This window comes from Pseudoalteromonas sp. 13-15, assembly GCF_001468205.2.
Classification (GTDB): Bacteria; Pseudomonadota; Gammaproteobacteria; order Enterobacterales; family Alteromonadaceae; genus Pseudoalteromonas; species Pseudoalteromonas marina.
Map to the genome: position 1 here is coordinate 777,589 of NZ_CP019162.1, position 14,917 is coordinate 792,505.

The 14,917-nt window shown below is 39.6% G+C and carries 14 protein-coding genes; 10 read left to right on the plus strand and 4 right to left on the minus strand.

Annotated features, from left to right (window positions below; all coding sequences use genetic code 11):
* Positions 1-188 precede the first annotated feature (188 nt).
* The 4 genes from ATS72_RS03675 to ATS72_RS03690 all read left to right on the plus strand — a co-directional run bounded on the left by ATS72_RS03675 (position 189) and on the right by ATS72_RS03690 (position 5,865).
* Positions 189-953: an ABC transporter ATP-binding protein gene (locus ATS72_RS03675; RefSeq protein ID WP_058429171.1), complete on the plus strand. Its 765-nt coding sequence runs from the start codon at positions 189-191 to the stop codon at positions 951-953.
* A complete protein-coding gene (locus ATS72_RS03680) occupies positions 953-2,401 on the plus strand; it encodes an ABC transporter permease (protein WP_058428881.1) in 1,449 nt (482 codons plus the stop codon). Before ATS72_RS03675 ends, ATS72_RS03680 begins: the two co-directional genes overlap by 1 nt.
* On the plus strand, positions 2,398-3,669 hold the full coding sequence (locus ATS72_RS03685; protein WP_058428882.1) for a DUF3526 domain-containing protein: 1,272 nt from the start codon (positions 2,398-2,400) through the stop codon (positions 3,667-3,669). Before ATS72_RS03680 ends, ATS72_RS03685 begins: the two co-directional genes overlap by 4 nt.
* Positions 3,670-3,753: 84 nt before the next feature.
* Positions 3,754-5,865 (plus strand): TonB-dependent siderophore receptor, encoded by a 2,112-nt coding sequence (locus ATS72_RS03690; protein WP_058428883.1) that lies wholly within the window; start codon positions 3,754-3,756, stop codon positions 5,863-5,865.
* Between the two features lie 81 nt (positions 5,866-5,946).
* Here ATS72_RS03690 and ATS72_RS18945 read toward each other — a convergent pair whose 3' ends face one another.
* A complete protein-coding gene (locus ATS72_RS18945) occupies positions 5,947-6,861 on the minus strand; it encodes a 2OG-Fe(II) oxygenase (RefSeq protein WP_058428884.1) in 915 nt (304 codons plus the stop codon).
* A gap of 175 nt (positions 6,862-7,036) precedes the next feature.
* Positions 7,037-7,636, minus strand: coding sequence for a peptide-methionine (S)-S-oxide reductase MsrA (msrA, locus tag ATS72_RS03700; RefSeq protein WP_058428885.1), 600 nt, complete (start codon positions 7,634-7,636; stop codon positions 7,037-7,039).
* A gap of 226 nt (positions 7,637-7,862) precedes the next feature.
* Between msrA and ATS72_RS03705 the strand changes: the two genes are divergently transcribed.
* Complete coding sequence (locus tag ATS72_RS03705) at positions 7,863-8,057, plus strand: CPXCG motif-containing cysteine-rich protein (protein ID WP_058428886.1); 195 nt, start codon at positions 7,863-7,865, stop codon at positions 8,055-8,057.
* A gap of 57 nt (positions 8,058-8,114) precedes the next feature.
* Here the strand turns inward: ATS72_RS03705 and ATS72_RS03710 are convergent, their stop codons facing one another.
* Positions 8,115-8,315, minus strand: a complete 201-nt coding sequence (locus ATS72_RS03710) for a hypothetical protein (RefSeq protein WP_006792973.1) — start codon at positions 8,313-8,315, stop codon at positions 8,115-8,117.
* 91 nt (positions 8,316-8,406) lie between these two features.
* On the opposite strand from ATS72_RS03710, the gene ATS72_RS03715 reads away from it, so the two are divergent.
* Both ATS72_RS03715 and ATS72_RS03720 read left to right on the plus strand, forming a co-directional pair.
* Positions 8,407-8,895, plus strand: coding sequence for a GNAT family N-acetyltransferase (locus ATS72_RS03715; RefSeq protein WP_058428887.1), 489 nt, complete (start codon positions 8,407-8,409; stop codon positions 8,893-8,895).
* A gap of 15 nt (positions 8,896-8,910) precedes the next feature.
* Complete coding sequence (locus ATS72_RS03720; protein ID WP_058428888.1) at positions 8,911-9,792, plus strand: alpha/beta hydrolase; 882 nt, start codon at positions 8,911-8,913, stop codon at positions 9,790-9,792.
* Positions 9,793-10,002: 210 nt separating this feature from the next.
* Here ATS72_RS03720 and ATS72_RS03725 read toward each other — a convergent pair whose 3' ends face one another.
* On the minus strand, positions 10,003-10,857 hold the full coding sequence (locus tag ATS72_RS03725) for a porin (protein WP_074210147.1): 855 nt from the start codon (positions 10,855-10,857) through the stop codon (positions 10,003-10,005).
* A 518-nt stretch (positions 10,858-11,375) separates the two neighbouring features.
* Between ATS72_RS03725 and ATS72_RS03730 the strand changes: the two genes are divergently transcribed.
* The 3 genes from ATS72_RS03730 (at position 11,376) to ATS72_RS03740 (ending at position 14,804) form a co-directional block, all read left to right on the plus strand.
* On the plus strand, positions 11,376-12,965 hold the full coding sequence (locus ATS72_RS03730; protein ID WP_074210169.1) for an ABC-F family ATPase: 1,590 nt from the start codon (positions 11,376-11,378) through the stop codon (positions 12,963-12,965).
* A 205-nt stretch (positions 12,966-13,170) separates the two neighbouring features.
* On the plus strand, positions 13,171-13,653 hold the full coding sequence (purE, locus tag ATS72_RS03735; protein ID WP_006792966.1) for a 5-(carboxyamino)imidazole ribonucleotide mutase: 483 nt from the start codon (positions 13,171-13,173) through the stop codon (positions 13,651-13,653).
* A 2-nt stretch (positions 13,654-13,655) separates the two neighbouring features.
* Entirely contained in the window at positions 13,656-14,804 is a 1,149-nt protein-coding gene (locus ATS72_RS03740; RefSeq protein WP_058428890.1) for a 5-(carboxyamino)imidazole ribonucleotide synthase, read from the plus strand.
* The last annotated feature ends 113 nt before the right edge of the window (positions 14,805-14,917 follow it).

Consider the following 14,917-nt stretch of genomic DNA (forward strand, 5'->3'; position numbering starts at 1 on the left):
ATATAGCCATTTGCAATATCTTTTGTAACTCTCAGATATATTTTGTCTCATTTGCAAATAATTACAATGTTATATTGTTGCAATAAATAGTTGTTATAGTATAACATTCGATAAATTCTAATTTATGAAAGAGCTTGAATGTGACAACACACGTACCGGTTAACCACTCACCTAATAAAGATTTTACAATTGCAGAACAATCAAACGCACAAAAAAATGACAGCAATAGTGCGACTCACAAAGCCATTATTGAAGTGGACTCGCTAAGTTTTAGTATTAAAAATAACGCCATTTTAAAAAACTTAAATTTTATTGTTGGCTCAGGCGAAATTTATGCACTACTTGGCGGTAACGGTGCGGGTAAGTCAACCACGTTAAAAACGTTACTGGGTTTTAATAAACCAACGCAAGGCTCAGTAAAAGTAGCGGGTAAAGAGGTGAGCAAAGCACTTGACTTTGTTCGCGGCAAAACGGCGTATTTACCTGAGTCTGCAACGTTATACCCGCATTTAACAGCACGCGAAAACGTAGAATATTTTTTATCACTTGCTGATATTAATAAAACAGACGAACAGATTAATGCCGCGTTTAACCGTGTAGCGCTGCAACAAGCTGCATGGGAGCGTCCTATGCAAACGTATTCTAAAGGCATGAGGCAAAAAACCGCGATTGCACTGGCTATTTTACGTGAAGCCCCGATATTTTTACTTGATGAACCTACCTCGGGCCTTGACCCTGTTGCCATAGATGAGTTTAACCAGTTAGTTCGCGAGCTTGCATTAACGGGTGCTACTATTTTAATGGTTACGCATGATGTATACGGAGCCTGCCAAGTAGCTAACCGTATAGGGTTACTAAGAGCGGGCGAGCTGGTGGGCGAATTTGACGCGCCAGAAAACGGACGCATTGATACCGAACAAGTGCACGCAGCCTTTGCGCAAAGAGGCGCGTAATGAGTATAAATAACTTTTCAAAGGTGGTTATAGTTGCCAAAGATGAATGGCGCTATTGGCTTCGCTCAAAACTAGCAATGTCCGTTTTAGCCATTGGCTTATTGCTTACGCTTTCATCGGTTGTGGTGACCGCAATTACTATGCTTGAACTAAGCCATGATCGCCATGAACTGCAATCAAATGCCGAGCAAAGTTTTGTTGATCAGCCCGATCGTCACCCACACAGAATGGTGCACTATGGGCACTATGCCTTTAGAACGCCTTCACCACTGAGCACCCTCGACCCAGGTATTGACGCATACACAGGTAACTCAATATTTTTAGAAGGACATAGGCAAAACAGTGCAATGTTTGCCGATCAACGCCAAGGTACAGCGCTTACTAAATTAGGTAGCTTAACGCCTGCTTTTATAGTGCAAACATTAGCGCCGTTACTGCTTATATTAATTGGCTACAGCTCTATTAGTCGTGAGCGTGAATCGCGAACGCTGTCGTACTTATTAGCGCAAGGCACGTCGGGTATTACGCTTATTGCCGGTAAAGGTTTAGCGCTGCTTTCGGTAGTGGGCTTAGTTATTGCGCCACTGGCTGTATCGGCTTTGTTTACGGTATTTGCGGGTGAAAGCTTATTAGCAGTTGCCAGTTTTGTTTTAGGTTACGCTTTATATTTAACTGTGTGGGTATTACTGATTTTACTCGCATCGAGCGTGTTTAGTAAAAACAGTGGTAGTTTTACGGCGCTTGCGTTTGTATGGATTTTACTGTGTATTGTTATGCCGCGCGTAGCAAGTACTACGGCCTCAACGGCTGTGCCATCTGCCGGTAAAATAGAAACCGATTTTGCTGTTAAAGCCGAGCTTAGAAAACTAGGCGATGGCCATAACACGAACGACCCTGCATTTAAGCAATTTAAACAATCACTCCTTAAAAAGTACAACGTAAATAGCATTGGTGAGCTGCCGGTAAACTTTAGAGGTTTAGTAGCCAGTGAATCAGAGGCTAAACAAGCCAACGTACTAAACCAATTTGCTGAGCAACGTATGCAAAGTGAACTTAAGCAAACGCAGGTATCGCGTTATTTTGGTTGGGTATCCCCTATGGTGGCTATTCGCACGCTTTCTATGATTGTGGTGGGTACAAGTATTGAAACGCATCATCGCTTTTTACGCGAAACTGAGCAACTTCGCTTTGATTTTGTGCAAGGGCTTAACAAAATTCACATTGAAGAGCTTGATTACAAAGATGATATGAACCGCAATGCTGATGCCGCAGCCACTAAAAAAGCACGCGTAAGCGCAGAGAACTGGCAAATACTACAAGACTTTAATTTTAATGTAGACAGTGCAGATGTTCGAGCACAAAGAAGTGTACCTGCGTTTTTACAGTTATTACTGTGGATTGTAGTACTTGTGGGCGGTATTAAATTGGTAGGAAAACGTTTGTTATGAGCTATTTAATTACACAACTTATACGTGAATGGGGCTTTTTACTGCGCCAAAAATACGTAGTGGTATTACTACTGTGTAGCCTTGTTTTATCGGGTTTTGCTATTTACAGCGGGTTAAGCGAAGTAAGCGCACAGCAGCAAACAATAGAGCGCTTAAAAGCAGCAGATCAAAGCGACCGCGCTAAAGTACAGAAAAAGCAAAGCGATGCAGGCATGTTGGCTTATTACAGCTTTCATTTAACGTACTGGCAGCCATCTAACCTGGCATTTGCTGCTTTAGGTGAACGCGATATATTCCCATGGAAACACCGCATTAATTTATTAGCGCTTGAGGGGCAAATTTACGAAAGCGATGCACAAAATGCTGAGCTGGCTCAAGCCGGTAAAATAGATTTTGTGTTTGTAATTAGTGCGCTAGCGCCACTGGTTATTATTTTGCTGTTTCATGATTTATTTGCAAGCGAGCGTACCAGCGGTAGGCACGATTTATTAGTCACTACAGCTAAGTCTTACTTTGCTTTGTGGGGCGCTCGTATAACCGTAAGGTTTGTAGCAATAATAGTGTGTTTAATGCTGCCATTTTTTGTAGGCGGATTTATAGCTAGGGTAAGCACGTATGAAGTGGCGTATGTATCGCTGTTGTGTATTGCCTACCTTGCATTTTGGACTGCACTAAGCGTGTGGTGGGGTAAAAATGCAACCAGTGCGCCACGTGTTGCCTCTAGCTTAATTGGTTTGTGGGTGTTGTTTGCTTTTATTATTCCTATTTTAGGCGACCTTGCTATAAACAAGTCGGTGGATTCGCCTAAAGGTGGCGACATTATGCTTACTCAACGCGAGGCTGTAAACGATGCGTGGGATTTACCAAAATCTGCCACTATGCAGCCTTTTATTAAAGAGTATCCAGCGCTTGCACCATATATAGATATGAACAGCGAATTTGAATGGAAATGGTATTACGCATTTCAACAAATGGGCGATTTAAAAGCGGCAAAGCTTTCAAAGGCCTATCGCGACGCAGCCGCTAGAAAATACGAATTAGCCGGTTTTGTATCTTGGATTTCGCCACCGTTGTTATTACAGCGTAGCTTAACCCGTGCAGCCAATACCGATTCAATTGCCGCGTATACTTATGAGCAGCAAATTAGGGATTATCATCAACAATTGCGCGAGTTTTATTACCCGTGGTTATTTTACAAAGGCGACCCAACTAAAGCAGCCCTTAAAAACATGCCACGCTTTGAAAACACTACGCAAAGCAGCAACTAAAAATACAGCGCTAAACGTACCTGTTTAGCGCGATTAATATTACTACATAACTATAAAATACTTACATTACTCACAAGGTTCACAATGAAAACCAATTCAAAAGGGCTTAAGCTCACCTATTTAAGTACTTGCTTAGTAAGCTTATTTAGCAGCCACGTTATGGCCGCTGAGCAAAACCTGCAAAGTAAAAGCGTAAAGGATGACGCAATTGAAAAAGTAACCGTTGTTGCATCTCGCCAAGCTTATCAAGGTAACTTTAGCCCTTTAGAAACACCTCAGTCAGAGCTTAAAATTGATTTAGAAGCCCTTGAAAACGCAGGCGCAGTAAGCCTTGACCAAGCGCTTGATTTATCAGCCTCGGTTGCGCGCCAAAACAACTTTGGTGGGCTGTGGAATAGCTTTTCGTTACGTGGCTTTGTAGGTGACGAAAACCTGCCAAGTAACTACTTAGTAAATGGCTTTAATGCAGGACGTGGCTTTGGAGGCTCACGTGATTTGTCGGGTATTGAGTCAGTAGAGGTTTTAAAAGGCCCGCGCGCTGCTTTATTTGGCCGTGGTGAGCCTGGTGGTACTGTAAACCTTGTTACTAAACGCCCAATGTTTGACACCGCAGGCGAAATTAAGGTCTCTATAGGTAGTTTTAATACTTACCGCGCCGATGTTGATTACACCACAGCCCTTAACGACGACGTAGCAATTAGATTGGTTGGTTTTTACGAAGACGCCGAAAGCTTTAGAGATACCATCGAAACCACTAAACAAGGCTTTAGCCCGTCAATCGTGTGGAATATTAATAATAGCAGCCAACTAATATACGAGCTTGAATATAGCGACCAAGAAGTACCGTTTGATAGAGGTGTATTAGCCATAGATGGTGAGCTTGGCCTTATACCTGGAAGTCGCTTTTTAGGTGAGCCGGGCGATGGCCCAATTGAAGCCGATGTACTAGGGCACCAGTTAGAGTATATTCATGACTTTGATGATAACTGGAGCATTTTATTTGGTGCCAACTACCGCGATACTTCTTTAGAAGGCTTTGCAACCGAAACCGGCTTTGGTGGTGTAGTTAATGGCGAAGTAAACCGCTTTAGACGCTATCGGGATTACGATTCTACTTATCAAGTACTGAGAGCTGAAGTGAGCGGTAATGTTAACGTAGCAGGCGTTGAAAATCGTTTAATAATTGGGATAGATGCCGATAAATTTGAAAATGATCAATTTGCACTGCGTGTACGTGGCGATCAATACATTAATGTATTTAACCCTGTTTACGGCGCCTACGAATTACCAACGCCAACATCAAATACTGACCGCGTAGAAATTCAAGAATCTGTAGGGTTATTCATTCAAGATCAAATAAGCCTAACCGATAAGTTAGATATACGTATTGGTGCACGTTTTGATGATTACGAGCAGCGCTTAAATAACCGCTTAACTAACACCAAAACTAAACAAACGCAGTCACGCGTGAGCCCGCAGTTTGGTGTGGTTTATCAAGCAAGCGATTATGTATCTGTTTATGGTGCTTACGGTGAAAACTTCCGTCCGCTTTCGGGGGCCGATGCCAATGGCGATGGTTTTGAGCCAAACCAATCTAGCTCTGCAGAGGTGGGTGTTAATTTTACATTAAACGATGGCGCATTATTTGGTACTGTTGCTGTGTTTAAAGTACAGCAAGACAACATGCTAGTAGTAGACGATGCAACAGCGTTTACTTACGCAGCCATTGGGGAAGCACAAAGTAAAGGCATAGAAATAGACCTAACGGGCGAGCTTACCGATACGCTTGAAGTTTGGGCGTCGTATGCCTATGTTGATGCAACAATCGAAAACTCATTTTTTGATGCTAACTTTGGTTACACAGTAGAAGCGGGTGCATCACTATTAAACGTGCCTGAGCAACAGCTTAGTTTACAGTTAGTGCAATCTATAGCGCTTTACGGTAAAGCCATTAAGTTTGGTGGTGGTTTATTACATGTGGGCAAGCGTAACGGCTTTTTTGGTACCGACTTTGAGTTACCAAGTTACACAACAGCGCGTGTTTTTGTAAACTACGATGTGACAGACGAAATTGGCATTGCGGCTGAGATAAATAACCTGTTTGATGAAACGTATTACACAAACTCGTTTGCCGATGCGTGGGTACAACCTGGTACACCAAGAAACGTTAAGTTTTCTGCTTCATATAAATTTTAAATTTACGCACGACTTACACTGAAAAGGCTGCTTTTGATAGCAGCCTTATATACAGTTAATCTCTCATAATAGTATTAAATACTAAAAGGGGACATAACCGTCTGGTACTGATTTTGGCGTAGTCCAGCGCTCTTTTGCATCTATATGATTACGTTGTGCACCATGGGCTGGTAAGCGGCCTCGGTCACCAAATAACCACATTACAAAATTTGTTCTATCACCTGTTAGGATAGGTTTAGCAGCATGAGCAACATTACCTCTGTGTATCATTGCACAACCCGGTTTAAAACTGAGCTGAGTGACTTTACCTGTTTGTTGGTCATAAAAGTCGAGTTCTGAACCTGTAAATTTTTCTTCAGGTAAATTTAAATTAATATTTAACGTGACCGCTGACGCATCGGTATGTGGGCGAATAGAAGCATCTGTGTTGGGATCGTAGTAAATAGAAAACCCAAATGTTTGCGTGTCATAACCCATAATCTCAGGGAACAATAAGCGAGAAATGGGTCTCATATAATTGTTTAAGACCTCGTTGTAAAATGCCTGAAAACTTGGCGCTGCTAAATAACCACTTGAACGCTTATCAAGCATGACGCCACGTCTGTTTAATACAATTCCGTATGGTGGGCGCATAGGGATACCAGAGTTCCACACTTGCTCAAGGTAACCGCGTAAATCAGATAAACGCTCAGGGTCAAAAAATTGAAACTCGTACACATCTGGTGCTACTTCTTTAAGAAGCGATTTAACCAAATGTTCTTTAGTCGGATCTTGCCAAGCTTTAGTAATCGCTTCGCGTAAGTTTTTATCAAGCAAAGAATCATCGAGTGTAAAAGCTGATTGATTAAGTTCGCTTAGTTCCCATTCACTCCAAGCATTTGTTATTAATTCGTTATTGTTTGACCAAAACTGTTGAACTGAATGCTCACGGTTTAACATAGCTTGACGTGTTGGTAAATCAAGTGCTCTGGCTAGTTGTAATTGATTAGTTTTCATATTGTGTCACTCCAGTTATTGAATACAGGTTTAACAATCTAGGAGTCTATTTTATTGATATGATTAAAATTAATAAATATCACTTTAAAGTAAACAGTATATATAAAAAATTAATAATAGATGGGGCTTAAGCTTGAAAGGCTACACAAAATGCAGCCTGATTTAACAGCAGCTATTAATGGGTGACTCTGTCGCCCCATATATCTTCAAGACGGCTGTCGCGACCACATCGCCAACGATATGTGTTGTAGCGAATAGGATTATTTTTATAATAATCCTGATGGTAGCTTTCTTTTCCTTTAATGGGATAAAAAGTGGAGGCGTTTAGTATAGGCGTTACTACTGTTTGATTAGGAAACTCATTCACAACGGCCAGTTTGGTTTGTTCAGCTATTTTACGTTCTTGCTCGTTAGCTACAAAAATCGCGCTTAAATAGCTAGGGCCTTTATCACAAAATTGGCCTTTTGCATCAAAGGGATCAATATTCACCCAATAGTGATCAAGTATGCCTTTGTAGCTGACTACTTGCGGGTCGTAAGTAATTTGTACTGCCTCGTAATGGCCTTTGTGGTTACCACTGTAGGTTGGGTTTTTAAGCTTACCTCCTGTGAAGCCTGATATTACATCTTTTACACCTTCAAGCTTTTCAAAGTCGCTTTCCATACACCAAAAACACCCACCGGCTAAAACCGCTTTTTCGGTTTTTGCAGCATGAGTAAAAGTGCTAAATAAAATTGCGGCAGATGTTAATGCAAGCGTAAGTGATTTTTTCATATAATAATCTACCTCTAGTGTGAGTTTAAATACATATTCTTTATAGCTAGACCTGCTAACTGTTATTACTATTTCATTGCTTTAGCAGGCTAGATGCAAAGTAATGTACGTAATACTTTGTAGTTAAAGCCACATTTTGAATAAGTAACCCACATAACACTATGTTGTATTATTAAAGCGTGTTTATTAAAGTGAAAACATTGATGAATAAATTAGCAGGTGTTAAATGAACCAGTTAACCGAAAAATCGATAAGTTGCCCGTATTGCGGCGAAAGCATTGAAGTATTACTTGATGCGGCTGATATTGATGAACAATATATAGAAGACTGCCAAGTATGCTGTAAGCCTATTTCGTTTGTTGTATTTGAAGACGACGATGAGCTCAAAGTAAATGTATACAGTGAAGACGATACATTTTAAATTGGCGTTAATTATAAAAAAGGCTGCTTAGCTGCAGCCTTTTTTATTGATGGAGCGTTAGCTATTTTGCTCTCGAGCTAGCTGGTTAGGGAGTAGCTCTTCAATAATTTCACGTGCTGGTAATGTGTAACGTGTACCATCAAACATAACAGAGGTAAATTCGTTAATGTTAGTGATTCCGGTTAAGGTCCAACCTTCACCACGTTTAGGGCAGTAAACTGTAGTTGTTGGTTGTATCACTTTAAAGTCGTCACTCATGCTTGGCTGCTCTCAATTTAATGCTTGTTAATATGTAATGGTAAGTTAATAATACGCGTTCATAAAGTGCTATTTAATTTTGTATTACAACATGTATAAAAATTTGGCTACACCTCGTGTCACGCTTCGCTTAATATCCCATAAAGATGCTGCCAGTATGCATGCTATTTTAAATAATCCTCTTGTTAGCCAGTTTAATGACTACACAACACCCCTTAGCAAAAGTGAAATTAAACAATTAATACAAAATGATATAAGCGGCTATTATGAGGGAGAAGTTATACGCTTTACGATTAAACAGAATACCCTCAATAAAGTAATTGGTAGTTGTGGTCTGTATAAAATTAATAAAGAAGCAAGAACCGCATTTTTAGGTTTTGAATTAGATCCTGAATTTTGGCAACAGGGCTACATGAAAGAAACGCTGCAAACTTTAATCCCAAAACTTGTTATGCATTACGAGTTAATAATGCTTTACGCAGAGGTTAACAAAGCTAATACGGCTTCGTGCAAGTTGCTTGAGGGACTAGGGTTTACTAATAACGAAAATATTTGGTTTTGTAGTCTTAACAATAATTAGTAAAAAGAGATATACATGTCGTTAAAAATTAATAAAAACTATCTAATTAACCTCGGATTAGCAGTCATTACGTTAAGCTTACTTATTTTAGGCGGCCGCTACTACAATCATTATGTATCGGCTTATACAGACATTACACTTGATTCAAAAATTTTAAATGAATCGCGTAAGGTATTTATTAGGCTACCCGTTAACTACGATACCAATAAAGTTTATTCGTTAATAATAAAAACCGATGGTAACTTTAACCTAGATACGTGGAATGAAACATTAGCGTCATTCTCAAACAAAGCACAGGCCGAGCAAGCTATATTGGTATCAATCCCTAACTTGTTTTTTACGGCTACTCGAAATCGTGATTTGGTACCTCCTTATGCTCGCCAAGACGTTAATACCCAAGCGCCTGCAACAAACAATATAGAACCCAACGGAGAAGCAGATAAGTTTTTACAGTTTATAGAGTTAGAATTATTACCTTATTTGACTAATCGATTTAAATTAAACAATAACCGTATTTTAAGTGGTTTTTCTGCTGGTGGCAGTTTTGTGCTTTATACGCTTCATACTAAACCGGATTTGTTTAATGGCTATTTTGCGTTTAGTCCTGCCGCCTGGTATGACGATATGACGGTAGTAAACAAAGTTGACTCGTTTTTAAAGGCGTCGAATAAAATGTTTAAAAAGCCAACGTATTTGTTTTTATCGGTAGGTGAGGAAGAGCATCCGCTTATGTTAGAGGCGTATAGTAATTTAGAGCAAGCATTAAAGGCCAGCCCTAACGAGCACTTAAAGTGGGAATCTATTATTAATCCCAATGCGGAACATAACGATAATCCAAGACTAAGTGTTGCAGATGCGTTAGGTGGATATCAAAAGTTTTTAAATAAAAGGCCTTAATATGTTGCTAAACCAAACGTTGTAAACAGCCTACAAAATATATATACAGGTTTGCTTTAAGTAAATTTATGTAAACCCCGTAAAGAACACATCATACAATTTATGGTAAAAGCTAATCTTAGCAGGTGATTGTATATGAGAAATAATAAGCAAGAGTGAGGTTAGGGTACAGCGCCCTAAGTCACTAGAGCGCGAAAGGGTAATTACTTTCTACAATTGATATCTAAAACCAAATGCAATGCCGTCATCTTCTGACTGCTCCATTTGTGCTTGCTGATCTTTATCATTGCTTTCAAAGTCACTAAAATCTTTACGTGCTTCTATATACGCAATTGTGTCTTCGTCAATTAAATAATGAACACCAATAACAGCAAATTGACGTTTAAATACATCGTTCGGATCGGTATTAAAGTTTGGCTGAATTACGTAATCATCGCCTGCATTCCAAAGCGTTTCGCATTCTTCTTCGGTAATGTCACTAACGTCACAGGTATAAAACTCGCTGTTTTTGAGCTGTGCTTGCAGTGTAAAACTTAAGTCATTGTAGCTATTACGATATTGAATAAGTTTATCGCCTCGGCCTGTACCGTTTACTGCGCCATCGTCTTTGTTATAGGTATAAACACCCGCTGCATTACCATCCCATACAAAGCTGTTATTTGTGCCATAAACAACGTCGTACCATGCACCCCATTGCTTACCAATTGTAATTTGGCCGTATTTATCATGCGAGAGGCCGGCATAGCCTAAACGGTTATATAAAAATTCATCCTGGATTGATTCAAAGCGGTTGTTGTAAATAATATCGCTACTACCTACAGGGTTTACACCCCATTCAACTAGTCCTAGGGCTTTCCAGCCGTACTTAAGTTTTCGGTCAATTTTAAAATTTATACGGGATGTACCGTTCACGACTTCAGTTTGGTTTTGCGTATTTATAACTCTTACGTCTATAAAACCACCTACACTCATTGAATTGCGTTCGTCCGTGTATATGTTTACTTCAGAGAATACTGAAGGGCTAACCATTATTGCTATTAGCATTGATGTTAGTTTCAATTTCATTGTGTGTTTCCTTGTGTGCGATGTGGTCAATCATAAGTGCAGGGCACACTAGCAAACACCTTTGTTTGTCAAAAGTGAAAAAACATCATCGAAATTTTATACATAATAGGTAGACATTCACGCTGAGTTAATTGTGTTTTTAAGTTGTTATGAATGTGTATTTTTATAGTAAATACACAAGTAGTTTGAAAATTTACAACCTTAAAAACATTTAATTATTGTGATGATTTTTCAAGTTAGCTATTAATTATGTTTCTAGTATAAAAACTCTAATTCTTATGTTTTTCAATTAAATAGCATAACCTTACTTAATTTTTAAAAATTTATATGAGCATGGCTATCTAACCTTAAATTTAATATTAACAATGAGGTAAATACCAAAATAAAATTAGAAATCTATACTCTTAATCATTAAGTTTTGGTGCTTGGTAAGTTTGATTTTTGATAGAAAAATAGGCCATTTTGGTTTAAACTGCGCGCAATTTAAATACATCCTGTCTCCCTTGGAGGGTAGCGCTATTATTAGTACAGCTAACATCACCATGCAATTTGGTGCTAAACCGTTATTTGAAAATATCTCAGCAAAATTTGGCGAAGGAAACCGTTACGGTTTAATTGGTGCAAATGGTTGTGGTAAATCAACATTTATGAAAATACTCAGTGGTGAACTAGAGCCATCTTCGGGTAACGTAAGCACTGATCCAAATGAGCGTGTTGCTAAACTAAATCAAGACCAGTTTGCTTACGAAGAATACTCTGTAATTGATACTGTGATCATGGGCCACAAAGAGTTATGGGCTATTAAACAAGAACGTGATCGTATTTATTCTTTACCTGAAATGAGTGAAGAAGACGGTATGAAAGTAGCCGATCTTGAAACTGAATTTGCTGAAATGGATGGTTACTCAGCCGAGTCTAAAGCGGGTGAGCTTTTATTAGGTGTTGGTATTGCTACTGAGCAGCACTATGGTCCTATGTCTGAAATTGCACCGGGTTTTAAACTGCGAGTGTTACTTGCACAGGTTCTGTTTTCTGACCCTGATATTATGCTACTTGATGAGCCTACCAATAACTTGGACATTTACACTATCAAGTGGTTAGAAGATGTATTGAATCAGCGCGATTGTACTATGATCATCATCTCGCATGACCGTCACTTCTTAAACTCTGTGTGTACACACATGGCCGACATAGATTACGGTGAGCTACGTATTTATCCTGGTAACTACGACGAATACATGTTTGCAGCAACGCAAGCACGTGAACGCCTATTAAGTGAAAATGCTAAGAAGAAAAGTCAAATTGCCGAGCTCCAGCAGTTTGTATCACGCTTCTCGGCTAATGCTTCAAAAGCTAAACAAGCCACATCGCGTGCCAAGCGTATCGACAAAATTCAGTTAGACGAAGTAAAAGCATCATCTCGTCAAACACCATTTATTCGTTTTGACCAAGAAAAACAACTGTTCCGCAACGCGCTAGAAATGACAAGTATTAGTCAAGGTTTTGAAGACAATACTCTATTCTCAGGCCTTGAAGGTTTAGTTGAAGTTGGCGAGCGTATTGCCATAATTGGTGAAAATGGCGTAGGTAAAACAACGTTACTTAACACGTTAGCAGGTAAACTTACACCAAAGGCAGGTGAATTTAAGTGGTCTGAAAACGCTAACATTGGCTACTATGCGCAAGACCACGCTGACGAATTCGAAAAAGACATGAACTTGTTTGAGTGGATGGAGCAATGGCAGCAAGAAGGCGACGATGAACAAGTTGTTCGTAGTTTCTTAGGTCGTATGTTGTTCTCACAGAACGATATTAAAAAGTCGGTAAAAGTAATATCAGGTGGTGAGCAAGGCCGTATGTTGTTTGGCAAAATTATGATGCATAAACCAAACATACTTTTAATGGATGAGCCAACCAACCACATGGATATGGAATCGATTGAAGCACTAAACTTAGCGCTTGAAGCATATGAAGGCACTTTACTTTTTGTATCGCATGACCGCCAGTTTGTCTCTTCTGTTGCAACCCGTATATGGGAAATTAAAGACGGTAAAATAATCGATTTTAGAGGTAATTACTCTGAGTACCTAGCAAGTAAAGAAGCGTAATTACGTTGCAATTTCAGATTTACAAAAAGCCATGTTTAACATGGCTTTTTTTGTTTTTGTTGTGTATTAATTATTTATAAAAAATTAGCCTTTAATCTTCATTTAATACCATCCGAACCTCGCAAATTAAAAGTGTTTGGGTATAATACCCGCCTAAAACCGGACATAAGTCCGCTATTTTAAAATACATTACTGAGGAGTATTTATGACTGTTGGCATTATTATGGGTTCTAAGTCAGATTGGCCAACCATGGAACACGCTGCACTGATGCTAGAGCAGTTTGGTATTAAGTACGAAACCAAAGTTGTATCTGCACACCGCACTCCTCAATTACTTGCTGATTATGCAAGCTCTGCTGCAGAACGTGGCATTAAAGTTATTATTGCCGGCGCAGGTGGCGCAGCCCATTTACCGGGTATGGCAGCGGCTTTTACATCTGTTCCTGTTTTAGGCGTTCCTGTTAAATCAAAGGCATTAAATGGTGTTGATTCTCTATTGTCAATTTGCCAAATGCCAAAAGGGGTAGCAGTAGGTACCTTAGCAATTGGTGAACCAGGCGCTGCAAACGCAGGCTTATTAGCCGCACAAATTTTAGGGTGCCATAACCCCGACATTTTTGAAAAAATCGAAGCGTTTCGTAAAAATCAAACAGACACAATATTAGCCAACCCAAACCCTGCAGAGTAAAAATGAATATTTTAATTTTAGGTGCAGGACAACTTGCACGTATGATGAGCCTTGCAGGCGCACCGCTTAATTTGAATGTAGTTGCCTACGATGTGGGAACTAAACAAATTAAGCACCCGCTAACGGGTGAGATTTACACAACTACACTTGAACAAGCTATTAGCGACGCTGATGCAATCACGGCAGAATTTGAGCATATTCCTGATGATGTATTAACGCTATGTTGCAACAGTAATAAGTTTTATCCGGGTAAAGCCGCGATTAAAACGGGTGGCGATAGAGCACTAGAAAAAGCGTTACTTAACAAAACCGGTGTTGAATGCGCGCCTTATCAGTTAATTACAGAAAAAGTACATTTGGAGTTGGCCGCTAAAAACCTGGGTAAGCCACTTGTTATAAAAACCTGCCAAGCAGGGTACGATGGTAAAGGGCAGTGGCGTTTAAAATCTGATGATCAAATTGATGAAATTTGGTCTGAAATGGCTGAGTTTATAGCATCGGGAACACAAGATGCACCGCATACCATTATTGCTGAAAAAATGATCCCGTTTGATCGAGAAGTATCGATTATTGGCGCACGAGATAAGCACGGTAATGTTGCAATTTATCCATTAACAGAAAACGAGCACACCAACGGTGTGTTAACACTGTCGGTTGCGGGTAAAAATAACCAAAATGTTGAAGCTCAAGCAAACGATGCATTTACAAAAATTGCAAACGAACTTAACTATGTAGGCGTATTGGCCATTGAGTTTTTTGATGTAATGGGCACACTATTAGTTAATGAAATTGCACCGCGTGTACATAATTCAGGTCATTGGACTCAGCAAGGTTGCCATTGTTCGCAATTTGAAAATCATATGCGTGCCGTTGCAGGTTTACCACTTGGTAATACTGAGCTTAAACATATTACAGCTATGATCAATGTACTAGGACAAGCAAGCATCCCTGCTGAGGTGCTTACATTACCCGACGTGACAAGTCATTGGTACGGTAAAACGGCTAAGCCAGGTCGTAAAATGGGTCATATAAATGTATCGGCTCATAATATGAATGACCTGTCAGATAAGTTAAGCCAATTAACTGATTATTTACCAGAACACGATTACCCGGGAATTTTAAAAACGGCAGAAAAGCTCATTCTAGGTTAGGGTTGGATTTTGTATGGCTAAAGCTTTATGGTCCAGTAGGTTATGATTAGGGAAGCCTTCTTACTGTTTTGCACATGGATGTTATTTAGGGGATTGAGCAGGTCTTAGAAGCA